Annotated in this window: 18 protein-coding genes; 7 read left to right on the plus strand and 11 right to left on the minus strand. The window is 73.0% G+C overall.

From position 1 onward, the window contains the following. Window positions 1–2 precede the first annotated feature (2 nt). Window positions 3–488, minus strand: coding sequence for an SRPBCC family protein (locus tag ACWC91_RS15180; protein WP_308043180.1), 486 nt, complete (start codon window positions 486–488; stop codon window positions 3–5). Between the two features lie 221 nt (window positions 489–709). Here ACWC91_RS15180 and ACWC91_RS15185 point away from each other — a divergent pair, with 221 nt between their 5' ends. Beyond that, window positions 710–976 (plus strand): GlsB/YeaQ/YmgE family stress response membrane protein, encoded by a 267-nt coding sequence (locus ACWC91_RS15185; protein WP_450642825.1) that lies wholly within the window; start codon window positions 710–712, stop codon window positions 974–976. Between the two features lie 31 nt (window positions 977–1,007). Here ACWC91_RS15185 and ACWC91_RS15190 read toward each other — a convergent pair whose 3' ends face one another. Continuing rightward, window positions 1,008–1,784 (minus strand): GNAT family N-acetyltransferase, encoded by a 777-nt coding sequence (locus tag ACWC91_RS15190; RefSeq protein WP_450642827.1) that lies wholly within the window; start codon window positions 1,782–1,784, stop codon window positions 1,008–1,010. A 133-nt stretch (window positions 1,785–1,917) separates the two neighbouring features. Further along, window positions 1,918–2,589 (minus strand): chaplin family protein, encoded by a 672-nt coding sequence (locus ACWC91_RS15195; RefSeq protein ID WP_450642828.1) that lies wholly within the window; start codon window positions 2,587–2,589, stop codon window positions 1,918–1,920. Window positions 2,590–2,853: 264 nt separating this feature from the next. On the opposite strand from ACWC91_RS15195, the gene ACWC91_RS15200 reads away from it, so the two are divergent. Beyond that, complete coding sequence (locus tag ACWC91_RS15200) at window positions 2,854–4,461, plus strand: alpha/beta hydrolase (RefSeq protein WP_450642829.1); 1,608 nt, start codon at window positions 2,854–2,856, stop codon at window positions 4,459–4,461. A gap of 6 nt (window positions 4,462–4,467) precedes the next feature. Here the strand turns inward: ACWC91_RS15200 and asnB are convergent, their stop codons facing one another. Continuing rightward, the gene (gene asnB / locus ACWC91_RS15205) at window positions 4,468–6,312 is read right to left on the minus strand and encodes an asparagine synthase (glutamine-hydrolyzing) (RefSeq protein WP_225079224.1); all 1,845 of its coding nucleotides are present in this window, start codon (window positions 6,310–6,312) and stop codon (window positions 4,468–4,470) included. 436 nt (window positions 6,313–6,748) lie between these two features. Between asnB and ACWC91_RS15210 the strand changes: the two genes are divergently transcribed. Further along, a complete protein-coding gene (locus tag ACWC91_RS15210; RefSeq protein WP_225079223.1) occupies window positions 6,749–7,849 on the plus strand; it encodes a baeRF3 domain-containing protein in 1,101 nt (366 codons plus the stop codon). 96 nt (window positions 7,850–7,945) lie between these two features. On the opposite strand, the gene ACWC91_RS15215 is transcribed toward ACWC91_RS15210, so the two are convergent. After that, window positions 7,946–8,359, minus strand: a complete 414-nt coding sequence (locus tag ACWC91_RS15215) for an SsgA family sporulation/cell division regulator (RefSeq protein WP_225079222.1) — start codon at window positions 8,357–8,359, stop codon at window positions 7,946–7,948. 416 nt (window positions 8,360–8,775) lie between these two features. Between ACWC91_RS15215 and ACWC91_RS15220 the strand changes: the two genes are divergently transcribed. After that, a complete protein-coding gene (locus tag ACWC91_RS15220) occupies window positions 8,776–10,230 on the plus strand; it encodes a PP2C family protein-serine/threonine phosphatase (protein ID WP_450642831.1) in 1,455 nt (484 codons plus the stop codon). A gap of 21 nt (window positions 10,231–10,251) precedes the next feature. Here ACWC91_RS15220 and ACWC91_RS15225 read toward each other — a convergent pair whose 3' ends face one another. Next, window positions 10,252–11,745, minus strand: coding sequence for a DNA-binding protein NsdB (locus ACWC91_RS15225; RefSeq protein WP_450642832.1), 1,494 nt, complete (start codon window positions 11,743–11,745; stop codon window positions 10,252–10,254). A 234-nt stretch (window positions 11,746–11,979) separates the two neighbouring features. Here ACWC91_RS15225 and ACWC91_RS15230 point away from each other — a divergent pair, with 234 nt between their 5' ends. Continuing rightward, a complete protein-coding gene (locus ACWC91_RS15230) occupies window positions 11,980–13,119 on the plus strand; it encodes an aminoglycoside phosphotransferase family protein (protein ID WP_450642834.1) in 1,140 nt (379 codons plus the stop codon). 324 nt (window positions 13,120–13,443) lie between these two features. After that, window positions 13,444–15,423, plus strand: a complete 1,980-nt coding sequence (locus tag ACWC91_RS15235) for an N-acetylmuramoyl-L-alanine amidase (protein WP_450642835.1) — start codon at window positions 13,444–13,446, stop codon at window positions 15,421–15,423. A gap of 76 nt (window positions 15,424–15,499) precedes the next feature. Here ACWC91_RS15235 and ACWC91_RS15240 read toward each other — a convergent pair whose 3' ends face one another. The 5 genes from ACWC91_RS15240 to ACWC91_RS15260 all read right to left on the minus strand — a co-directional run bounded on the left by ACWC91_RS15240 (window position 15,500) and on the right by ACWC91_RS15260 (window position 20,196). Further along, a complete protein-coding gene (locus ACWC91_RS15240; RefSeq protein ID WP_450642836.1) occupies window positions 15,500–15,997 on the minus strand; it encodes a hypothetical protein in 498 nt (165 codons plus the stop codon). Between the two features lie 741 nt (window positions 15,998–16,738). Then, window positions 16,739–17,641, minus strand: a complete 903-nt coding sequence (locus ACWC91_RS15245; RefSeq protein ID WP_450642837.1) for a universal stress protein — start codon at window positions 17,639–17,641, stop codon at window positions 16,739–16,741. A gap of 124 nt (window positions 17,642–17,765) precedes the next feature. Then, window positions 17,766–18,008 carry a DUF397 domain-containing protein gene (locus tag ACWC91_RS15250; protein WP_225079216.1) on the minus strand — a complete coding sequence of 81 codons (243 nt, stop codon included), beginning with the start codon at window positions 18,006–18,008 and terminating at the stop codon, window positions 17,766–17,768. Between the two features lie 95 nt (window positions 18,009–18,103). After that, window positions 18,104–18,700 (minus strand): GNAT family N-acetyltransferase, encoded by a 597-nt coding sequence (locus ACWC91_RS15255; protein WP_450642838.1) that lies wholly within the window; start codon window positions 18,698–18,700, stop codon window positions 18,104–18,106. Further along, entirely contained in the window at window positions 18,697–20,196 is a 1,500-nt protein-coding gene (locus ACWC91_RS15260) for an acyl-CoA synthetase (protein ID WP_450642840.1), read from the minus strand. The genes ACWC91_RS15255 and ACWC91_RS15260 overlap by 4 nt, the downstream gene beginning before the upstream one ends. 193 nt (window positions 20,197–20,389) lie before the next feature. Here ACWC91_RS15260 and ACWC91_RS15265 point away from each other — a divergent pair, with 193 nt between their 5' ends. Next, window positions 20,390–22,177 (plus strand): serine hydrolase, encoded by a 1,788-nt coding sequence (locus ACWC91_RS15265; RefSeq protein ID WP_450642841.1) that lies wholly within the window; start codon window positions 20,390–20,392, stop codon window positions 22,175–22,177. Window positions 22,178–22,219 lie beyond the last annotated feature (42 nt).

Here is a 22,219-nt window from a genome sequence, read left to right on the forward strand (position 1 = left end):
GGTCAGTGACCGGGCACCAGCCAGGGGTCCTGGGGAAGCGGACTGCCGGTCTCCACGAGGGACTTGAGATTGGACAGGACCGCCGGCCAGCCGGCCGAGACGTCGGCGAGTTCGCCCTCGTCGTTGAGGTCCTCGTGGGTGACGGTGAGGCGGACGATGTCCCCGTGCGGCCGGATGTCGAAGGTGACCCGGGAGTGCCTGTCCGGCCGCTCCGCGTCCTCGGGCGCGGCCCAGGTCGTCACCAGGCGGGTGGGGCGGTCGGCCTCGACCACCGTGCCGACCACGTCGGCGACGCCCGAACCGTCGGTGCGGACATGCTCCCAGCGGGAGCCGGGCCGCCAGTCGGAGACATTGCTGTGGCCCCAGTACACGGCGGTCAGATCGGCGTCCGTGAGGGCGTCCCAGGCCGTTTCGGGCGTGCTCTCGATATAGATGACGTACACATAGCTCGGCGGGTGGGCCATGGCTTCCTCGGCTCGTCGCTTCACGGCGCTCAACACGCTCGGACGCGGGCGCTCGAACTTGTCGACCAACCGCTCCTGTCCATCCCCGAGTCACCGTCCATCCCCGAGTCACCCGCGTGATTCCGCACTCCAGTCGCGCGGGCAGTCACCTGCACGTCAAGCCGGGGCGGTGGAACCGATCGGTGTGGCTCCGGTTCCAGCGGGCATTCGAAGTTCGCGGGGGTCACGACGCAGAGGGGCGGAAGATGGAGATCACGGGCATCATCAGTGCCATCGTCATCGGCTTGATCATCGGTGTCCTGGGACGGCTCGTCGTTCCCGGCCGCCAGCACATAGGCGTTCTCTGGACGATCCTCATCGGCATCGTGGCCGCCCTGATCGGCGCGGCGATCGCCTCCGCGCTCGGTGTCGCCGACACCAAGGGGGTCGACTGGATCGAGTGGCTCATCCAGATCGCCCTCGCCGCGGTGGGTGTCGCCGCGCTGGACCGGGCGAAGGCGGGTCACCGCTGAGCCGGCGCCCCCGCTCGGACCGGGAGACGGCTCACGGCTCGTACACGTACGGCGTCGTGGTGGTGAGCGCGACGAAGCCGAGGCGCTCGAGGATGGGGCGGCTCTCGCTGGAGGCGTCGACCTGGAGGTAGCGGTAGCCGCGGTCGGCGGCGGCACGGGCGCGATGAGCGACGAGGGCACGATAGATGCCGCGGCCCCGCCAGCCCTCTGCGGTACCGCCGCCCCACAGGCCCGCGAACGGTGTCCCGGGCACCAGCTCCATACGCGCCGCGCTCACCGGCACGCCACCGGCGAGGGCGACGACGGCGACGAGCGTGTCCGGCTCGGCGGCGAGCCGGGCGAGGAGGCGGTGGCGCAGACGGGAGCCGTCCGTACCGAACGCCTGCTCGTGCACGCCGACCAGCAGGTCGACACCCGCCTCGTCGGTGACCGTGCGCAGGCGAACGCCCTCGGGCGGCTCGGCGTCGAGGTGCAGATCGGCGATCTCGCCGACCATCAGCGTCTCCCGCGGCTCGGGGGCGAAGCCGGCGGCCAGCAGACGCCGCCCGAGGTCCGCGGGGCGGTCGTGCCCGTACACCTTCCACTCGAAGGCGAGGCCTGACTCGCCGTAGCGGACCGTCTGCTCGGCGATCGCGGCGTCCACGGAGGCCTCGTCGAGGTCCGACCACAGCACGCCGTTCCAGTCCTGCTCCGAGCCGACTTGGCGCACCACCTTCCCGACGCGCTCCACGCGCATGCCGGGGCCGTCGGGGCGAGCGCCCTCGCGCAGGTCCCGGTCGTACAGGGCGAGTACCGCAACGTGATCCATAAGCCGACTGGAACAGATCACGGACGTCCACGGCAACAGGTTTTCGGTGCGGGACCCGCCCCCAGGGGGGCCGCACCGGGTGGAGGCCCACCGGTCAGGTCCGGTGGGCCTCCACCGCGGTCGCGGGGCCGCTTCAGCGGTACGCGCCGGGCCGGAAACGCCGGTACAGGACGGCTCCGCCGAGCACCAGGGCCGCCCCCGCGGCCACCACCGGCACGGTCTGATCCGCGCCGGTGTGGGCGAGCGTCACCTGCGTCTGAGGCACGGCCGCGGGCTCGGGGTCGGGGTCGGTCACGGGCCTCGGCTGCTGCTGCGGCTCGGACCGCACGGGCGGCGCGGGCGTCGGGGCGACATGGTGGCCCGGGGTGTTCGTGGACGTGTTGCCGGAGGCCGCGTTGCCGATGCCCCCCACGTTCACGCTGTTGCCGGTGACGTTCACCGGAACGTGCACGGGCAGCTGGATGGTGTTGCCGGAGACCACACCCGGGGAATCCTGTGCGCTCGCCTCTGCCGCCGCACCGTAGGCTGCCGGCGTCCGGTCCCTCCCGTCGGACGCGTTGGCGCACCGGTTGCCCGCCGCGGGGTTGAGAAGCCCCACCACGTCCACGGTGTTCCCGCACACGTTCACCGGAACGTCCACCGGCAGCTGGATGGTGTTGCCGGAGAGCACACCGGGCGAGCCGGCCGCGGTACCCTCCGCCGCGGCGCCGCCGTCCGCCGCGAAGGCGGACACCGGCATGGCCATCGCCATCGCGCCGGAGGCGGCGGCCACGGCGATCACACTGTTCCGGGTGACCCGTTTCATAGGTTCCCTGCCTTCCAGACATGGTCGCGGGCGCTCACCCGCACCCCGTAAAACGCTGGTGAAGGATTCGGGGTTATGGCCTGTCGCCCTTTCACCCCATCGGGGGGCCTGTTATCGAACGATGCGCGAAGCCGCCGGCGCCGGGCGTCGGGTCCCGGTGCGGCGACCGTGCGGCCGGCCGCCGGGAGGCGGCGTCCGGAGGGGCCGCCTAGGGTGGGCGAAGGCCTGTTCCCGGTCCGCGGCGGAGCGTTGCTGGAGGCGTCCATGCCGGCCAAACTGTCGACGCGGCGCACGGCCCGGCGCGGCGCGTGCGCCGGGGCCGTCACGCTCGTCGTCCTCGGCGCGGGACTGCCCGCGGGGGCCGGCAGCGACACGCCGGGTGGCCTGAGCCGCTTCTACCGCCAGAAGGTGACGTGGTCGGCGTGCGAGGCGGGCGCCCCGCCGGACCTGCAGTGCGGCAGGGTCACCGTTCCCCTCGACTACGCGCGCCCCGGCGCCGGCACCCTCGACCTCGCCCTGGCCCGCTACCGGGCCACCGGCCCCTCCCGGGGCTCGGTGCTGCTCGACTTCGGCGGCCCCGGCGTCGCGGGCGTGCCCGGACTGACCACCGACGGCAGACGGTTCATGGACCTGACCAACGGCTACGACGTGGTCGCGTTCGACCCGCGGGGCGTCGGCAGGTCCTCCCCGGTCGGCTGCGGCCTGGGCACGGACGACCGGGCCGCGCAGACGACCGGCGGGAACGGGAACCTCGGCGACCCGAAGGTCGCCCGCGAGAAGATCACGGGGTGGCAGCGGATGGCCGCCGAGTGTGCCCGGCGCTCGGGCCCGGTCCAGGCACACATGGGCACCGTCGACGCGGCCCGGGACCTGGACGTGATCCGTCAGGCGCTCGGCGACGACCTGCTCGACTACCTGGGCTTCTCCTACGGCACCCGGCTCGGCGCGGTGTACGCGGCGCTGTTCCCCGGCAAGGTCGGCAGGATGGCCCTCGACGGGGTGGACACCCTGACCGAGCCGCTGGCGGAGCAGGGGCTGGTCGCCGCCGAGGCGCAGCAGACGGCGCTCGACGACTTCCTCGACTGGTGCGTGCAGGACCTCGCCTGCCCGCTGGGCGTCGACCGCCGCGCGGCCGGTGACCAGATGGTCCAGCTCGTCCGCTCGCTCGACGCGAACCCGGTGCCGAACGGGTTCGGCGGCCGGCTGTCGGGCCAGGACCTCGCCCGGGCGGTCGGGCAGGCGCTCTACAGCAGGCGGTTGTGGCCCACCCTGGAACGGGCGATGGCCTCCCTGGTGCAGGACGGCGACACGCACGGCATCGAGGCCTTCACCTTGGGCGGTGGCACCCTGCCGGGACGGCGGGGCGCGCCGCGTCCGGCGGACGGTGGCCTGGTCGGCTCCGCCGGGATACCGCCGGACAACCAGCCCGCCGCGACCATGGCGGTCAACTGCGCCGACGACCCCGACCGGCCCGGCGCCGCGCAGCTCACCAGGGACCTCGGGCGTCTGAGCGCCGAGTACGAGCAGGCCTCGCCGGTTTTCGGCCGCGCGAGGCTGAACGAGCTGCTGATGTGCTACGGCCGCCCCAAGGGCACCGGTTTCATCCGCGAGAAGGTGAAGAACGTCGACACGGCGAGGATGCTGCTGGTCGGTACCCGCGGCGACCCGGCGACCCCGTACCGCTGGACGCCGGAGACGGCGCGGCGGCTCGGCCCGTCCGCCGTGGTGCTCGACAACCGGGCCGACGGGCACACCGGGTACCTGTCCTCCCGGTGCGTGCACAAGAAGGTCAACGACTTCCTGCTGTACGGCTCCCTGCCGGCCGACGGCAGCTCGTGCGGCGCGGACCGGGAGCCGGACGCGAGCGGTTGACGGGGCTCAGCCCGTGACGATCCGGGGCTGGTACAGGTCCAGCCAGACGGCCAGGTCGAGGGTCCGCTCCAGGCCGCGTCGCGCCGCCTGGTTGCCGCCGAGGGGGGTGTCGCTGTGCGCGAGGCGGCGCAGCCGTTCCTGATCCACGAGGTCGAAGACCGGGTGCCCCGGCCGGCCGAGCAGGTCCTTGGCGTGGTCCTGGAGGGCGAGGGCGTACTTGGGGTCCTGGGTGGACGGGTAGGGGCTCTTGACCCTGTCGTAGACGGACTTGGGCAGCAGGTCCGCGGTCGCCTCCCGCAGCAGGCTCTTCTCCCGGCCGTCGAAGGACTTCAGGGCCCAGGGCGCGTTGTAGACGTACTCGACCAGGCGGTGGTCGCAGTAAGGGACGCGGACCTCCAGGCCGACCGCCATGCTCATCCGGTCCTTGCGGTCGAGCAGGGCCCGGACGAAGCGGGTCAGGTGGAGGTGGCAGATCTGCCGCATCCGGAACTCGAAGTCGCTCTCGCCGTCGAGGCGGCTGACGGCGCCGATGGCGGTGCGGTAGCCGTCGGCGACGTAGGCGCGCAGGTCGAGGGCACGGGCGAGGTCGGGGCGCAGGACACCGGCGTCGTCGCCGAAGTCGCGCTGGAAGCGCACCAGCCAGGGGAAGGTGTCGGCGCGGCGCGCCTCCTCGTCGAAGAAGTGCTGGTAGCCGCCGAAGACCTCGTCGGCGGACTCGCCGGACAGGGCGACGGTGGAGTGGTCCCGGATGCTGCGGAACAGCAGGTACAGGGAGGAGTCCATGTCGCCGAAGCCCATCGGCAGGTCGCGGGCGCGGACCACCTTCCGGCGGATCTCCGGGTCGGCGAGGGTGTGCGCGTCGAGCACGATGTCCTGGTGGTCGGTGTCGGCGGCGCGCGCCACGTCGTGCACGAACGGCGTGTCGGGGGTGGCGCGCAGGTCGTCCGCGACGAAGTGGTCGCTCTGTCCGACGAAGTCGACGGCGAAGCTGCGCACCTTCTCGCCCTGCTCGGCCAGGCGGCGGGCGGCCAGCGCGGTCATGGCGGAGGAGTCCAGGCCGCCGGAGAGCAGGGTGCAGCGGGGTACGTCGGCCACGAGCTGGCGGCGCACGATGTCGTCCAGCAGGGTGCGCACCGTGGCGACGGTGGTGTCGCGGTCGTCTGGGTGGGGCAGGGTCCGCAGCCGCCAGTAGACACGGGTGCGCAGGCCGGTGCGGCCGACGGTGACGACGGTTCCGGGCTCGACCTCGCGCATGCCGTCCCAGACGGCGTGGCCCGGGGTCTTGACGAAGGTGAACAGCTCGCGCAGGCCGTCCAGGGTGACCCGGGGGCGGACCATGGGGTTGGCGAGGATGGCCTTGGGCTCGGAGCCGAAGAGGACGCCGTCGGGGGTGGGGTGGTAGTAGAAGGGCTTGATGCCCATCCGGTCGCGGATCATGACGAGTTCGTCGTGGCGGCCGTCCCAGATCGCGAAGGCGTACATGCCGTTGAGGCGCTCGGCCACGGCGTCGCCCCACTCCAGGTAGCCGCGCAGGACGACCTCGGTGTCGGAGTCGGTGGTGAAGCGGTGGCCGCGCGCGGCCAATTCGGCGCGCAGCCCGGTGAAGTTGTAGGCCTCGCCGGAGTAGACGAGCGCCACCGTGCCGTCGGGGGTGCCGGCGGTCATGGGCTGCCGGCCGCCGGGCAGGTCGATGATCGCGAGCCTGCGGTGCCCGAGAGCGGCCGGCCCCTCGGTCCAGGTGCCGCGGTCGTCGGGGCCGCGGCAGGCCATCGTCTCGGTCATGGCTCGCAGGGTCGCGGCCTCGGCGCGCAGGTCGCGGTCGTAGGAGACCCAGCCGGTGATGCCGCACATCCGCTACCTCCTGCCCTCCGGCCCGCCGGAAGGGATCGCTCACCCGCACGGAGCCGGGTGAGCGCCCGACGCCCGGGCGAACCAGTTGCATCGAGCATCTATATGACGAGCGTGTGCCACCGGGGCGGAGGCGGTCAACGCGGCCTTCACCCGGTTGCCACCGTGACCCGCTCGTTCCGGCCGCACTTTGCTCCCGGAACATCGCGGAAGGGGCCTCGCACCAGGGGCGGAGCACCGGGAACCGGTCAAGGGCAAAGACTTCTCCAATGTGCGCGAACGGGGCGGCACCGGCCCGGGCGGCCCACATGTCGGACGGCCGCTAGCGGGGCACGCCGCAGGCCCTGCGACGCCTATGGCCCCTTACCAGCGAAAGACCCCGCGCGCGAGCCGAGTTGCCCCGAATGCCTGAAGTGCGAATCGGACCTATCGTGCTGTCATGGAGCACGAGCTGAGTCCCTCGATCCTCACCGAGCTGCGGCGTCCGCGCCCCTACCCGGCGGTGTCGGTGCTGACGCCGACACACCGCCGCGAGCCGGACAACGCGCAGGATCCGGTCCGGCTGCGCAACGTCGTGGCCGAGGCCAAGCGGCAGCTGGAGACCAACCCTCAGGTCACCCGGGAGCAGCGCAACGACGTCGTCCGGCAGCTCGACCAGGCCCTCGCCGAGGTGGACCTGACGTACGCCGAGGACGGACTGGCGATCTTCGCGGCCCCGGGCGAGCACCAGGTGTGGTCGCTGTCCCGTACCGTCCCGGAGCGCGTGGTCCTCTCGGACACCTTCCTGACCCGCAACCTGGTCTCCGCGCGGACCGCCGAGCGCCCGTTCTGGATACTGTCCGTCTCCGCGGACCGCGTGACGCTGTGGACCGGCGGCGTCGACCGCGTCACGGAGGACCACACCGGCGGCTTCCCGCTGACCAGGAAACTCGTCGAGAACTTCGACGCCGAACGCCGGATGCAGATCGGCGACGCGCCGAGCACGTTCCGGGACCAGAGCACCCGCCAGTTCCTGCGGGAGGCGGACAGCGCGATGAGCGCGGTCCTGCGCGAGCACCCGCGCCGGCTGTACATCACGGGCGAGCCGGCCGCGCTGTCCGCCCTGGAGGAGGTCGGCAGCGTCGCCAAGTGCGGGGTGCCCGTCCAGCACGGCGGCCTGGCGCACGCCACCCCAGAGGCCGTCTGGCGTGCCATCGGACCCATCCACGGCGAGGAGACGCGGGGCGACAGCGAGGCGGTGGCCCGGGAACTGGAGGGGGCCCGTGGGCGCAAGGAGTACGCGGCCGGTGTCGACGAGGTCTGGCAGACCGCGCGGGAGGGCCGGATCCGGCTGCTGGCCGTCGAGGAGAACTACCGCGTGACGGTGCGCGACTCCGCCGGCGGCCATCTGGTTCCGGCGGAGAGCGAGGAGCCGGGCGCCCGCGAGGACATCGTGGACGAGATCGTCGAGCAGTGCCTGGAGACGGGCGCCGACGTGCGCTTCGTCCCCGACGGCACCCTGGGCGACGCGCAGGGGATCGCCGGAGTGCTGCGCTACTGACGCCGGACACGCCGGACGCGGGCACGGCCGTGCCGGGCACGGGCACCGGGGCGCCTCCGGGGAGGCCCGGTGCCCGGCGCGGCCGGCCCGCCGGGGTCAGACCGTGCCGAAGAGGGTGCTGAGACCGCGGTCGACGGCCGCGGCGAGGTCCTCCTGGCCGGCCGGGACCACCGCGTAGCTGCGCAGCAGGAAGCGGCGCAGCGCCGGGGTGTCGAACTGGAGCAGGGCCAGGCCGGAGGGCGAGTGCAGTTCCAGCACCGTACGGGACCCTCCGCACGGCCACAGGTGCACGTCTCCGGCTCCGGCCTGCCCTTCGAGTCCTTCCTCCAGCAGGGCGCGGGCGAAGGTCCACGAGACCGCCGCGCCGTCGAGGGAGGCCTCGGGCGGGAAGTCCACGTGCACGGCCAGCGGGTCGGTGGAGACATAGCGCAGGGTGGCGGGCACGGGGAGTTCCCGCCCGTCCGCGGTGATCAGGCGGGCGCGGGCGGACTGTTCGAGAGTGGTGTCCATGATCGGTCTCCCCTGCGGGTCGTCAGGTCGGCCGGTTGTGCCGTTGTCCTTAGGAGCCCGGAGGGGCCGTTCGCATTACGCATGACCCGCCACCAATCCATGTGACCTGTGTCACTCCTTCGACGATCGGCCTCGGGCGACCGACCGGGAGGGAACACACGACCGTAGAACACACGCTTGAACGTCCGGGCATCACCTCCGGACGACCGCCAAATCACGTACGTCGTCTACGCCTTGGCCGCCGGGGCGGCTACACCGAAAGTGCCGGTCAGCCACCAGGGGAAGACTGTGGCATATGCCAGGTGCACCCTCGTGTCGCGTCTTGCCAAATCCCTTACGGGGCGCCGTCGGCTGTGCAACAGTCGTAGCGGTCCTCCCACCGCCTCGGCCGTACCGTCCCCGTATCGGAGTGCGCCATGCCGCCCCACGTGTCCGCGGACCGCTCCCCCGCCCAGCCACCAGGGCGCGGGCCGGTCGACGCGCTGATTTCACAGGCGCGCCGGCTCAGGGGCGAGGTGGACGCCGTACGGCGGGACGCGCAGGGCGACGCCTCGGATCCGCGGGGCCGGTGGGAGCGTGCGCTGTGCGATCTGGCGCTGCGCCAACTCAACGATCTGGACGAACACCTGGCGCAGTTACGGGACGGTCCGCCCCCGGTGCCCGCGGCATCGGGGGCGGAACCCGGTTCACGGGCCGCCCCAGCGCGCGGCCCGCTGCTCAGCCGGGTCGGCAGCGCCGAGTGGAACCTGCTCACGGACGAGGCCGCCTGGTCGGGCGAGCTGTTCCTGATCCTCGGCCGCGACCCTGCCGTTCCCCCGCTCACCCTCGACGAACTGCCCTCCGTGGTGCTGGACGAGGACCGGCCCCGGCTGACCGCCATGGTCACCGACTGCCTGGTCGACGCCAAGCCGATCGACGGCGAGTTCCGCATCGTGCGGCCCGACGGAGCCGTCCGCGCGGTGCACATGATGGGCGAGCCCGTGCTCGACGCCGACGGCGGCACCACCTCGATGTGGGCGGTGCTGCGGGACGTCAGCGAACTGCGGCTCAGTCAGTCGGCGGTGCGCGAGACCCGTGACTCGCTGCACCGCCACCGGCGTCGCGCGCAGACCGAGCACCGGCTCGCCGTCGAGCCGCAGGAAGCCGCGCTCCCCCCGTGGCGCGGCTCCCTGCGGCTCCCGCGCAGGGGCCGCCCGAGGCTCGACCTGGCCGCCCACCGCCTGCCGTCCTCGACCGGCACGCCGATCGGGGCCGACTGGTACGACGCGCTGGAGCTGTCCGACGGCGACACCCTGCTCAGCGTCGGCGCACTCACCGGCCGCGGGCCGGGCGTGGCCTCGGGCACGGCGCTGCTGCTGGGCGCCCTGCGCGGCATGGCGATGGCGGGGGCCCGGCCGGGCCAGCTGATGACCTGGCTCGACCAACTGCTGGACGCCACCGTGCAGCCGGCTCTGGGCAGCGCCCTCTGCTGCCGTTACCGGCCCGCCACCCGCACCCTGACCTGGGCGCGGGCAGGACGCCCCGCCCCGCTGCTGTTCCGCGGCGGGACGGGGCGGATCCTGGACGCCCCGGACGGCGTCCTGCTCGGCGCTGCTTCGGGAGCCTCCTACGGGCAGGCCGAGGAGACCCTGGAGACGGGCGACCTCCTCCTGCTGCACACCGACGGACTGGTGCCGCGACGGGAGTCCGCGCGCACCAGCGCAGCCGAGCGTGAGGGACGGACGGCCACCGCACAACGCCTGCTCGACCTGGCCCCGCGGTTCACCGCGGCGCGGCGCGTGCAGGAGTGCGTACGGACGGTCGTGGAGGAGTTCGGCGGAACCGGGCGCGAGGACGACGCCTGCGTGCTGGTCGCCCGAGTGACGTCGTAGCCCGCGTACGGAACCGGGACCCTACGCCGGTGCGCTGCCGGTGTTCCTGCCCTTCGGCTTGGGCAGCGCCAGCCGGATCTCCTCCCTCAACTCGCCGACCTTCGGATAGGTGGCGTACTCGGCGGTGAGCCGGTACATCTCGCGCAGCCGGTCCCAGGTGCGGCGGGAGGAGTTCGATCCCATCGCCATCAGGGCCAGCCGTGCGTACCGGTCCGCCTGCTCGGGGTCGTCCGCGATGAAGCAGGCCGAGGCCATGGACAGATGGTCGAAGATCTTCGACCGCTCGCGTCCGTCGACGCGCAGGGCCAGGGCCTTCTCCGCGTAGTGCTGGGCGTGCGCGGCCGCGTTCGGGTCGTGCTCCGCCAGCGTGCGGTACGCGAGCGCCGTCATGCCGTACAGATCCTCGTCCTTGAAGGTCTGCATCCAGTCGAGCGGCTCCGCGTCGCCGGTGTCCGAGACGAACAGGTCCTCCGCCTGTCCGAGGGTGCGGCGCATCGCCTGGCCCTTGCCCATCGAGGCCTGTGCCCAGGCCTCGATGGTGTGGAACATCGCCTTGGTGCGCGGCTGGAGGCGGTCGCCCGCGCCGGAGTGGGCGAGCTTCATCAGGTCCAGCGCGTCGTCGGGCCGGCCCAGGTGCACCATCTGGCGCGCCGCGCGGGACAGCGCCTCCCCGGCGCGTGGCCGGTCGCCGCCCTCCCTGGCGGCGTGGGCGGCGATGACGAAGTACTTCTGGGCGGTGGGTTCCAGACCGACGTCGTGGGACATCCAGCCGGCGAGGACGGAGAGGTTGGCTGCGACGCCCCACAGGCGCCGCTGGAGGTGGGGTGGGTGGCGGTAGGCGAGCATGCCGCCCACCTCGTTGAGCTGGCCGACCACCGCCTTGCGTTGCAGCCCGCCGCCGCGGGCGGCGTCCCAGGCTCGGAACACCTCCACCGAGCGTTCGAGTTCCTCGATCTCCTGCGACCCGATGGGGGCGGCGTCGTAGCGGTCGAACCCAGCGGGGTCGGCGTGCAGGGGATGGTCGAGGGCGGGGGTTTCGGCCTTGAGTGTCGGATCGGATTGCAGCCAGTCGTGCATGGCGCTGCTGAGTGCGGAGCCCGCGGCGAGCGCGGCGCCCGCGCCCACCAAGCCGCGTCGGTTGAGCATGAGGTCCATTCCCGTGAATTCGGTGAGGACCGCGGCGGTCCGCTCGGGCGCCCACGGCACTCCGTCGGGATGTTCCTCATTCCCGTCGCCCTGCCGTTTCCCTGTACGCCCGTGCCGTACCAGACCGAGGTCCTCGATGGTCACGACACGGCCGAGACGCTCGGTGAACAGGGCCGCCAACACCCGCGGTACGGGATCGCGCGGGATCTCTCCCATGTCGATCCAGCGCCGCACCCGGGAGGTGTCGGTCGCCAGCTGGGGGTGGCCCATGGCCGCCGCCTGCCGGTTGACCAGCCTCGCGAGTTCCCCTTTGGACCAGCCGGCCAGGCCGAACAGGTCCGCGAGACGGGTGTTGGGTTGTCCTGTCACGTCAAGCCCCCAGGTACTCGGCTGAGTTGACAGTAGACCCGCTGCGACTTGCCGGGCGACTATTCGCCAGGGTTCGCCAGGGTGCGCCACATGGTGTGCCAGTGCGCACCGGGTGTCAGGTAGGAACGCGCCACCCCGACCCGGTCGCCGAGGGACATTCCCCAGGGTGCACCCGGGCGTCCGGGCCGGGAGCGCGCTGAAGCATCAGGCACACGAAGGGATCGGTCCCGCCACATGTATGCAGCATCGTCCTCCGTGTCCGCCCCGCCCCGGTCGCCGCGTACCCGTCAGGGCACCGGCGGCCCCCACCTCGACCCCCTGCGTCCGGCGGCCCCCCCGCTCGGTGCCGGCCGGGCGCGGCACGCCGTGGGGCCCGGCACGCAAACGCTGAGCGGGAGACTCGACTTGTCCGGCCCGCAGGGCGCGCAACTGCGCACGGCGATCGCCTCGGTGCACCGGATCTGCCCGGAGTTCGCTCCGGTGCAGGTGCTGCGGCGCAGCGGGCGGTCCGTGCTCCTGGTCGGCACCATCGGGCGCAGCACGGCTGTCGCCAAGTGTTTACTCGACCACTCCCCCGCGTGGGCGGAGCGCTACCGGCACGAAATAGCCGCATACCGCTCGTTCGTCCGGCACCGGCCGCCGGTCCGGGTGCCCCGGCTGATCGCGGCGGACCCGGACAACTGCACGCTGGTGATCGAACGGACGCCGGGGCGGGTGGCCGCCCTGCAACGGCACCCTGTGGAGGCCCCGCCCCGGGCGGACATCGGGGCTGCCCTGGGCGCCATCTGCCGGCTGAACGCCTGGCGGCCGCCGACGGGCACGTTCGACGCCCCGCTGGACTACGCCGCCCGTATCTCCCGGTACCACGAGCTGGGTCTGCTCACCGACCGGGACCTGGGTGACCTGCAGAAGCTGCTGCACGGCATCGCGCACGCCGCGGGCCGCCAGGGCATGGGCCAGTTCTGCCACGGCGACGCGTTGCTCGCGAACGTCCTGCTCTCCCCGGCCGGCCCCGTGCTGGTGGACTGGGAGCACGCGGGCTGGTACCTGCCGGGCTACGACCTGGCGACGCTGTGGTCGGTGCTCGGGGACGCTCCGGCGGCGCGACGGCAGATCAGCCAGCTCGCCCAGTCGGCCGGCCCGGCCACGCGGGACGCGTTCCTGGTGAACCTGATGCTCGTGCTCACCCGGGAGATCCGCACCTACGAGACGGCCGTGCAGCGCTCCATGCACGATACGGCCCCGGCGGCACCGGGCACGGCCCACCCGGGTGCTGCGCCGTCCGGCGCGGAACAGCGGCTGCTGCTGCGGCGGCTCCACGACGACTGCCAACTGGCCCGCCGGGCCGTACGCGCGGCCGTCGGCACTCGCTGACGGGGACAGCGGTCCGCGGGCACCCATCGACCGGGTGCCCGCGGTCCTTTGTCATGCCCTGCCATCTCCGCCGCTCGCCACTTCCCCCTCCCCGGCCCGGTTCTCGTTCAGCTCTTTCGGAGTAGTGGCCGAAGGGGACCATTGGTGTAAGCCACTGACGCCGCGCAGGCCTTGGGGGTGCCGTGCGGAAACTCGCCGACATGCCGCTTGACATGGGGAATCGCCTTGCTGTGCGCATGATTGACGGATCGTCGGACAGCCGGTACCACTGATCCACGCCGGCCCCGCACGCCCCGCTACGCCCGAGCGCCCCAGGAGGCTGCATTGCGAGGATCCGCCATCGACCCCAGACCCGTGCCGGGACGCAGAAGCGCGCGCAGCGCGGCGGGGGTCGTCGCCTCGGCGGCGCTGCTGCTGCCGCTGCTGGGCGCTACCCCGTCCGCGGGCGCCGCCACGGACGACACCGGAAGGCTGCAGCGGGCGTTCGCGTCCGCGTCCGCCGAGTACCACGTGCCGCTCAGCGTCCTGCTGGGCGTGTCCTATCTGCAGTCGCGCTGGGACGGGCACGGCGGCGCCCCGAGCGTGACCGGCGGCTACGGGCCGATGCACCTGACCGACGCGCGCACCGCGCTCGCCGAAGCCCCGCACCACAGTGAGGGCACGGAGGACGCGCGCGGGGACGACGCGCGGCCGGCCCTGCACCCCGAGACGAAGGCGCCGGCTGAATCAGCCGTGCCCGCCCGGCTCAAGACGCTGCCCGAGGCCGCCGGGCTGACCGGGATCCCCGCCGCGCGCCTGCGTGAGGACGAGTCGGCGAACATCGCGGGTGGCGCGGCCCTGCTGGCGGCCGCCCAGAAGAAGCTCGGCGAACCGCTGAGCGCGGATCCGGCCGCCTGGTACGGCGCGGTGGCCCGGTTCTCCGGCGCGGACGACAGCGCGACGGCGGCTGCCTACGCCGACGACGTGTACAACGTGATCCGCTCCGGTGAGCGGCTCACCACCGATTCGGGCCAGCTGGTCGTCCTGGCCGCGCGGCCCGGCGTCGCCCCGCGCACCGACCAGTTGACGCTGACGGCCCTGCCGCAGCGTTCGGCGGAGGGTACGGAGTGCCCGGCCTCGGTGTCCTGCGAGTGGATCCCGGCGCCGTACGAGGAGTTCGGCGGTGACGACTACGGCAACCACGACCTGGGCGACCGGCCGAAGGCGCAGTCCATCCGGTACATCGTCATCCACGACACGGAGGGCGGCTGGGACGGCGTCCTCAATCTGATCCAGGACCCCACCTATGTGTCCTGGAACTACACGCTGCGCTCCACCGACGGGCACATCGCCCAGCATGTGAAGGCCAAGGACGTGGCCTGGCACGCGGGCAACTGGTACATCAACGCCAAGTCGATCGGGCTGGAGCACGAAGGTTTCCTCGCCTCGCCGGACGCCTGGTACACGGAGGCGATGTACCGGTCCTCGGCGCGCCTGGTGAAGTACCTCGCGAGCAAGTACGACATCCCGCTGGACCGGCAGCACATCCTCGGCCACGACACCGTGCCGGGGCCGACCTCCGCGAGCATCCCGGGCATGCACACCGACCCGGGCCCGTACTGGGACTGGCAGCACTACTTCAAGCTGCTGGGCCGCCCGTTCGAGCCGTCCGCGGGCAAGAACGGCGGCCTGGTGACGATCCGCCCCGACTACGCGACGAACCGGCCCGAGTACACGGGCTGCGTCACCAGCGGCCGGCCGTGCGACGCGCACGGCTCCAGCGAGGTGCGGCTGTACTCGCAGCCCGACACCTCCTCGCCGCTGATCAAGGACATCGGTCTCAGGCCGGACGGCAGCCCGTCGACGATCGACGTGAACGACGTGGCCTCGCGGGTGGAGACCGGGCAGCAGTACGCGGTCGCCGGCCGGCAGGGCGACTGGACGGCGATCTGGTACCTGGGCCACAAGGCCTGGTTCCAGAACCCGGCGAAGCAGCCGGCGGCGGTGGACGCGGCCGGAACGGTGGTGACGCCGAAGGCCGGGCTGGACAGCGTGCCGGTGTACGGCAGGGCCTACCCGGAGGCGGGGGCCTATCCGGCGGGCGTGCCCGTCCAGGCGGTGTCGCCGCTGCCGTACAAGCTGCTCGCGGGCCAGAAGTACGTGGTGGGCGACCTGCAGCCGGGTGAGTACTACTACTCGGCCACCTTCACCACGGCGTCGCACCGGGTGGTGGTCGGCAAGGACACGTATTACCAGATCCAGTTCGGCCACCGGGTCGCGTTCGTGCGGGCCGCGGACGTACGGGTGGAGCCGTCGTCCCGGTAGCGGGCCGAGGTCGTCCGTCGTACGAGAACGTGGGGGGCCGGTCCCGTGGGGGCGGGCCCTTTCGCGTGGCGCCTGGTCAGCCCTGCTGGAACAGCTCCGCGGGCAGCGGCTTGAGCAGGGCGTACAGGTCGTCGGTGATCGGCCGGTCCCAGGCGGCGATGGTGACCAGGACGCCGTCGCTGCGGTCGAACTGCACGCAGGAGATACGGCTCTCGGAGAGCTTCAGCCGGCGCACGATCAGGAGGTTGTCGCCCTGGAGCACGGGCATGTCCTCGCTTCCGACGACGGTGACCTCCTCGTCGTTCTCCAGGGCCAGCAGCAGCTGCGCCACCTCGAAGGGCACCTCGCCCTCGGTGACCTCGCGGGCGACCGAGCCCTCGGGCAGATTGCCGATGATCATCGCGGTGCCGCGGCCGCCGAACAGGTCGTAACGCAGGAACACGCCCTGGCAGGTGCCGTCGGGCGCGGGCAGCAGACCGGCGCCCAGGTTGCCGGGCCAGTCGCCCGGGTCCATGGCCAGGACGTCGAAGTCGGGCCCGGCGGGCGTGGCGTTGCGGCGGCGGAGGAACGACATGCCGCCATGGTACGTGCCCCGGCCTGCCACGTGGCGTGAGGGCGGCCACCGGCCGGGGGTGGAATCACCCGGTGCCGTCCACGCGGTGCCGCGCGTGGTGGCGGTGCGCCGCCTCGGCCCGTCGGGCTGGTCGGGAAGGCGATCAGCGGCGGGGGCGGGGGCCCGCTGTGTCTACGGTGTGAGCGGGCCCCACCGTGTCTGCGGTGCGGCCCGCCTTCTTGGTCCAGTGCAGTACGGGCATGGTGGGAGTTCGGGCGACGGGCGGGTCGGTGCCGGCGTCGCTCGGCGGGCCGGGTCGCACGGCGTGGGCGAGGAGGGCGCACGGCGGGAGCGAGGAACGCGGGTCGGCGGCGCGGGCGGGTCCCCAGCCTCCCGCTCGGTTCGTTCCCGGCGGTCGGTCGGCGGGGTGCCACGGTGGCCGTCGTGGCGGAGGTGGTCGGGGCGAGGCCCGGAGCGAACCGCCGCGCGTCCCGGCCCGGCGAGGCCGGCCTCGTGCTGACAGCAGGGAAACCGGTCGCCGTGACCAGGTGGTGCAGCCGTCACCCCCTCCTTCGGCGACGGCTGCGGCGACAGCGACGCCGCCCGGGCACGGGAGCGTGCCGCGACTCCTCGTCCCCCTCCACCACGCCCGCGCCCCCTGCGACAGGAACCCGTCGTACTGCCCGGTGCCCAGCGCCCCTTCGACGCGACAGCGCCACCGGCCGAGGACGCCACCCGGCCGCGTCACCCGAGCGGCCGCCGTCACTCCTCCGGCGGGGACGGGGGGATCACCGCGATCGGGCTCGCCGCGTGCAGCAGGACCGCCTGGGTGACGGAGCCCATCATGCGGGCCGGTGCCAGCAGGCGCCGGCGGTGGCGGCCGACCACGACAAGTCCGGCGTCGCGGGAGGCGGCGACCAGCAGGCCGGCCGCGTCGCCGGGCGCCACATGGAGCTCGGCGGGCACGTCGGGGTGGCGGGCGCGGTGCGGGGCGAGGAAGCCCTCGGTCAGGGTCCGGGTCTCGCTCTCCACGGCGTCCTGGTCGACCATGAGCGTGGTGACTTCCGCCGGGGCCACCCAGGCCGGGGGCGGCCACGGGTAGGCGGCGAGCACCTGGAGCCGGGCCCCGCGCAGGGCGGCCTCCGTGAAGGCGAAGTCGAGCAGGGCGCCGTCGGGGCTGTCGACGTTGACGCCGACGACCACGCGTGGCCCCGGGCCGGCCGCCGTCTCGCCGTGGACCTCGCGGCCGGGCCGGGGCACCACGACGACCGGACACTCGGCGTCGCGGGCCGCGGCCAGGCTGCTGGAGCCGAGCAGCAGGCTGGCGAAGCCGCCTCGCCCCCGTGAGCCGAGCACCAACAGCTGGGCAGTGGAGCCGAGTTCGGGCAGCAGCGCGCCCGGAAGCCCGTCAAAACCGGCGTACTCGACCTCGGTCCCGGAGGTGCGCTCGCCCAGGTGGGCGCGTGCCTGGTCGAGCACCGGATCGCCGTCGTCGCCGGGCGGTCCGGCGACGAGGACGTCGGGCTGCGCCAGGGCCGCGTACTGGCGGACGTGTACCGCCCGCAGGGGCGCCCCGCGCCGCCGGGCGGCGTCGAGGGCCCAGTCCAGGGCGCGCAGACTGTCGTCGGAGCCGTCGACGGCGGCGACGACCGGTGGGGTGCTCATGAGTTCCTCTCCTCCGGATGGCGACCTCCCCGCGGGCCCGGCGCCGCTCGGCCGCCGGCCCCCGCGGGGCTTTCAAGGTCCCCTGTCCCCGAACACGAGGGAAACACCCCCTGTCCGCGTCCGGTCAGGTGAGATCGAACTCCCCGTGCCGCGCCCCTGACATGAACGCGCCCCACTCCGCGGGGGTGAAGATCAGGGACGGGCTTTGCGGGCTGCCGCCGTTGCGCATCGCGATGAATCCCTCGACGAAGGCGATCTGGACATCTCCCAGCCCGCCGCTGCTGGACTGCCACTGCGCGCTGCTGAGATCCAGTTCCGGCTTGTCCCATCCCGCGAGCGGGTGCTGCTGGACAGTGCTCTCGGCCACGTCCGTGCTCCTCCCCAATCGTCGTCCGCGGGTCAGCCTAGCCATCGAGTCCCGGCGTCAACAGGCCACGTGAGGGGGACTTTTCAGGAGGGGCGTCAGGCCCTGTCGGGGAGCCGTGTGCGGATGTGCAGGTGGCCGTCGAGCGGGTGGTCGGGCGGCGCCGCCGGCAGGAGCCCGGACTGCTCGTAGCCGCATTTCCGCGCGACCCGGCAGGAGGCCGTGTTGTCCACCTGGTGCAGCAGCTCCAGCCGGGCCGGCCCCCGGTCCGCGAACAGGGCGAAGGTCCAGTCGGTCAGGGCCAGCAGGGCCCGGGGGGCCACTCCCCTGCCGCGCGCGTGCGCTGCGGTCCAGTAGCCCACTTCGGCGGACGGGGCACCGGGGCGGAGGCCCTTGACGACGGCGTGGCCCACCAACCGCTCGCGTGCCTCGGGCCCCTCCCGGTCCTCGTGCCCCTCGGGGCCCGGGGCCTCCAGGACGGCGAACGCGAAACGGTCCCCCGTCTCCCAGTCCCGTTGTCGCTCCCGGATCCACCGGTCCGCGCCGGTCTCGTCATCCACGGCCGGACCCGCCCAGCGGCGCAGTGTCTCGTCCCGGTACGCCGCGACCAGGTCGGCGGCGTCCGCCGCGCGCCAGGGGCGCAGAGTCAGCGCGGGGGTGCCGGGGGTGGCCTCCGCCGACGGGTACGCCGTCACCGCGCACCGAACCGGTCGCGCAGTTCCCTCTTGAGGATCTTCCCGCTGGCGTTGCGCGGCAGTTCGTCCACGAAGATCACTTTCTTGGGAGTCTTGAACGACGCCAGCTTCTCGCGGGCGTGGGCGATCAGTTCGGCCTCGGTGACCTCGCCGCAGGGGACGACGAATGCGGTGACGGCCTCGATCCACCGCTCGTCGGGAAGGCCGACCACGGCCGCCTCGGCGACCTGCGGATGAGCGTACAGAACGTCCTCGACCTGGCGCGAAGCCACCAGTACGCCACCGGAGTTGATGACGTCCTTCACCCGGTCGACGACCGTGTGGTAGCCGTGCGCATCGCGCACGGCGAGGTCGCCGGAGCGGAACCAGCCCTCGCGGAACGCCTCCGCGGTCTCCTCGGGCCTGTCCCAGTAGCCCTGGCACAGCTGCGGTGAGCGGTAGACGATTTCGCCGGGCGTGCCGTCGGGGACGTCCTTGCCCTCCTCGTCGACGACGCGGGCGTCCACGAAGAGCACCGGCCGGCCGCAGGAGTCCATGCGGCCCTTGTGCTCGTCGGGTCCGAGCACCATGGCCAGGGGACCGATCTCGCTCTGGCCGAAGCAGTTGTAGAAGGCGAGTCCCGGCAGGCGTTCCCGGAGGCGCTCCAGGACCGGCACCGGCATGATCGACGCGCCGTAGTACGCCTTGCGCAGTCCGCCGAGGTCGCGGGTGGCGAAGTCGGGGCGGTTGGCCAGCCCGATCCAGACCGTGGGCGGGGCGAACAGGCTGTCCGCGCGCCCGGCCTCGACCAGGTCGAGGATCCGGTCGCCGTCGGGCGCGTCGAGGACGATGTTCGTCGCGCCCACGGCGAGGTACGGCAGCAGGAACACGTGCATCTGCGCCGAGTGGTAGAGGGGCAGCGCGTGGACGGGGCGGTCCCCCGCGCTGAGGTCGAGTGCGGTGATCGCGCTCAGGTACTCGTGGACCAGTGCCCGGTGCGTCATCATCGCGCCCTTGGGCAGGGCGGTGGTGCCCGAGGTGTACAGCAGCTGCACGAGGTCCTCGGAGCGCGGCTCGGGACCGTCGTACGGCGGCGTGGACGGCAGCCGGGCGAGCAGCGAGTCCCCGGCGTCACGCAGGGGCAACGCCCGCACAGCGGCCGGGAGTCGTCCGGCCGGATCCGGGTCCGTGAGGACCAGGGCGCTGCCGGACTGGCCGACGATGTACGCGAGGTCGTCGCCGGTGAGGCTCTGGTTGACGGGCACGTGCACCAGGCCCGCGCGGGCGCAGGCGAGGAAGCCGATCAGGTAGGCGTCGGAGTTGTGACCGTAGGCGGCGACCCGGTCGCCGGGGGCGAGGCCCTGGCCGAGCAGGACGTTCGCCGCGCGGGAGACGGCGTCGTCGAGTTCGGCGTACGTCCAGGAGCGCTCGCCGTACTCGACGGCGACGCGTGCCGGGGTGCGGCGGGCGCTGCGCCGCAGGACTCCGTCGACCGTGCTGCCGTGTCCAGGCGTCATGACAGATGATCCTGGGTCCGGCGCGGCGAGAGGTCAAGAACCGCCTTGATACCGCCCCCCTGGGGCTAATTGACATGCTGTCAGATAGCTCCAGCAGCGCACGCGCCGTTGACACAGCCCCCGCCTGACACGAAAGTTTCACCGCACACGACCATCCCCGAAAGATACTTTCAGACGGTGGGCGGGAGGCCTCATGACGAGCGACGACGCGGCAGGCAGAGCAGCGGGCGGGCTGACCCGCCGCCAACTTGGCTTGGGAACACTGGCGTTGGGCGGGGCTATCGCGCTCGCGGCCCTGCCCGCCGGCCCGGCCGCGGCCGCCCCGGCGAACGGCAGCCCCACCCTGCGGCACGGATCCCCCGAGCGGGCCGGCCTGCTCGCCGCCCCGCTGCGCCAACTCGTCGAGGACGCCGAGGCGTTCCTCGGCCCGTCCCCCACACATCCCTGGTACGCGGGTGCCGTGCTGCTCGCCGGGCGCGGCGGAACCGTGGCGCTGCACGAGCCGATCGGCATGGCGGTGCGCTACTCGGCGTACGACGAGAAGACCGACACCGCCGTGGAGTTCCCGGCGGACCGGCGGATCCCGATGACCCGGGACACCGTCTTCGACCTGGCCTCGGTCTCCAAGCTGTTCACCTCGATGCTCGCGGTGCAGGAACTCGAACGGGGCACGCTGGAGCTGGAGGGCCGGGTCGCGTCCTACCTCCCGGAGTTCGGGCGCGCGGGCAAGCAGGACGTCACCATCCGCCAACTCCTCACCCACACCTCGGGATTCCGGGCCTGGATCCCGCTGTACGACGCGCCGACGTACGAGCGGAAGCTGGAACTCGTCTGGAACGAGGCACCGATCAACCCGCCCGGCACCGCGTACCTGTACTCGGACCTGAACATGATCTCCATGCAACTGGTCCTGGAGGCGGTCACCGGGCGCGCCCTGGACACCCTGCTGCACGAGCGGATCACCGGGCCGCTGGGCCTCGACCGCACCCGCTACAATCCGCCCGCCTCCTGGAAGCCGCGGATCGCGGCCACCGAGGACGCCCGCAAGCCCTGGTCGGGCCTGGACCGCGGTCTGGTGTGGGGCGAGGTGCACGACGAGAACGCCTTCAGCCTCGGAGGTGTGGCCGGGCACGCGGGCGTGTTCTCGTGCGCGTGGGACCTCGCGGTCCTGGGCCGTACGCTGCTCAACGGCGGCGCGTACGGGCGTACCCGCATCCTGCGGCCCGAGTCGGTGGAGCTGATGTTCACCGACTTCAACACCGCCTTTCCCGGCAACGAGCACGGCCTGGGCTTCGAGCTCCACCAGCACTGGTACATGGGCGCGATGGCCACTCCGCGCACCGCGGGGCACACCGGCTTCACGGGCACCTCGCTGGTCCTCGATCCGACCACCGACTCGTTCCTGGTCGTCCTCGGCAACTCCGTGCACCCGGTGCGCAACTGGCGCTCCGGCTCCGCTCCGCGCGTCGCCACCGGCAACGACCTGGCACGGGCCGTACCGGTCCGACCGACGCGAGGCCGCACGGCGTGGTTCTCCGGGATGGCGAGCGCCACGACGGCGACTCTGGCCCTCCCCGTGCTCGACACCTCCGCGGGCGGCGCCCGGCTGCGGTGCGACCTGTGGTGGGACACCGAGCCCGGGTCGGACGTGCTCGTCCTGGAGTGCACGACGGACGGGGGCGCCACCTGGCAGCCGGTGCCGTTCACCACCACGCGCCGGGGCGAGGAGCCGCAGCCGCACCCCACGGGCACCGCCACCGGCTACTCGGGCCGTGTCTGGCACGGGCTCACGGCCGGCCTCCCGGCGGCCGGACGGCTGACCCTGCGCTGGCGGTACACGACCGACCGCCTGTACGTGGGCCGCGGCGCCTACGTCGACGCCCAGCGGGTCGAGACCGGCCGCGCCGTCCTGTTCGACGAGGCGCGCCCGGCGGACTCGGCCCGGGTCGAGGCGAAGGGCTGGACGGCGTCCGCGGACTGAGGAGATCGACACCCGGTCGAATTCGATCAATTCCAGCATTCC

It is taken from the genome of Streptomyces sp. NPDC001204 (assembly GCF_053598035.1).

What these genes read in the sequence shown, in the direction of transcription:
- ACWC91_RS15210 (WP_225079223.1), top strand. Translation starts at nt 6,749, where the DNA reads ATGGAGCACGAGCTGAGTCCCTCGATCCTCACCGAGCTGCGGCGTCCG.
- ACWC91_RS15200 (WP_450642829.1), top strand. Translation starts at nt 2,854, where the DNA reads ATGCCGGCCAAACTGTCGACGCGGCGCACGGCCCGGCGCGGCGCGTGC.
- ACWC91_RS15220 (WP_450642831.1), top strand. Translation starts at nt 8,776, where the DNA reads ATGCCGCCCCACGTGTCCGCGGACCGCTCCCCCGCCCAGCCACCAGGG.
- asnB (WP_225079224.1), bottom strand. Translation starts at nt 6,312, where the DNA reads ATGTGCGGCATCACCGGCTGGGTCTCCTACGACCGCGACCTGCGCGCC.
- ACWC91_RS15190 (WP_450642827.1), bottom strand. Translation starts at nt 1,784, where the DNA reads ATGGATCACGTTGCGGTACTCGCCCTGTACGACCGGGACCTGCGCGAG.
- ACWC91_RS15265 (WP_450642841.1), top strand. Translation starts at nt 20,390, where the DNA reads ATGACGAGCGACGACGCGGCAGGCAGAGCAGCGGGCGGGCTGACCCGC.
- ACWC91_RS15230 (WP_450642834.1), top strand. Translation starts at nt 11,980, where the DNA reads ATGTATGCAGCATCGTCCTCCGTGTCCGCCCCGCCCCGGTCGCCGCGT.
- ACWC91_RS15195 (WP_450642828.1), bottom strand. Translation starts at nt 2,589, where the DNA reads ATGAAACGGGTCACCCGGAACAGTGTGATCGCCGTGGCCGCCGCCTCC.
- ACWC91_RS15215 (WP_225079222.1), bottom strand. Translation starts at nt 8,359, where the DNA reads ATGGACACCACTCTCGAACAGTCCGCCCGCGCCCGCCTGATCACCGCG.
- ACWC91_RS15185 (WP_450642825.1), top strand. Translation starts at nt 710, where the DNA reads ATGGAGATCACGGGCATCATCAGTGCCATCGTCATCGGCTTGATCATC.
- ACWC91_RS15245 (WP_450642837.1), bottom strand. Translation starts at nt 17,641, where the DNA reads ATGAGCACCCCACCGGTCGTCGCCGCCGTCGACGGCTCCGACGACAGT.
- ACWC91_RS15260 (WP_450642840.1), bottom strand. Translation starts at nt 20,196, where the DNA reads ATGACGCCTGGACACGGCAGCACGGTCGACGGAGTCCTGCGGCGCAGC.
- ACWC91_RS15240 (WP_450642836.1), bottom strand. Translation starts at nt 15,997, where the DNA reads ATGTCGTTCCTCCGCCGCCGCAACGCCACGCCCGCCGGGCCCGACTTC.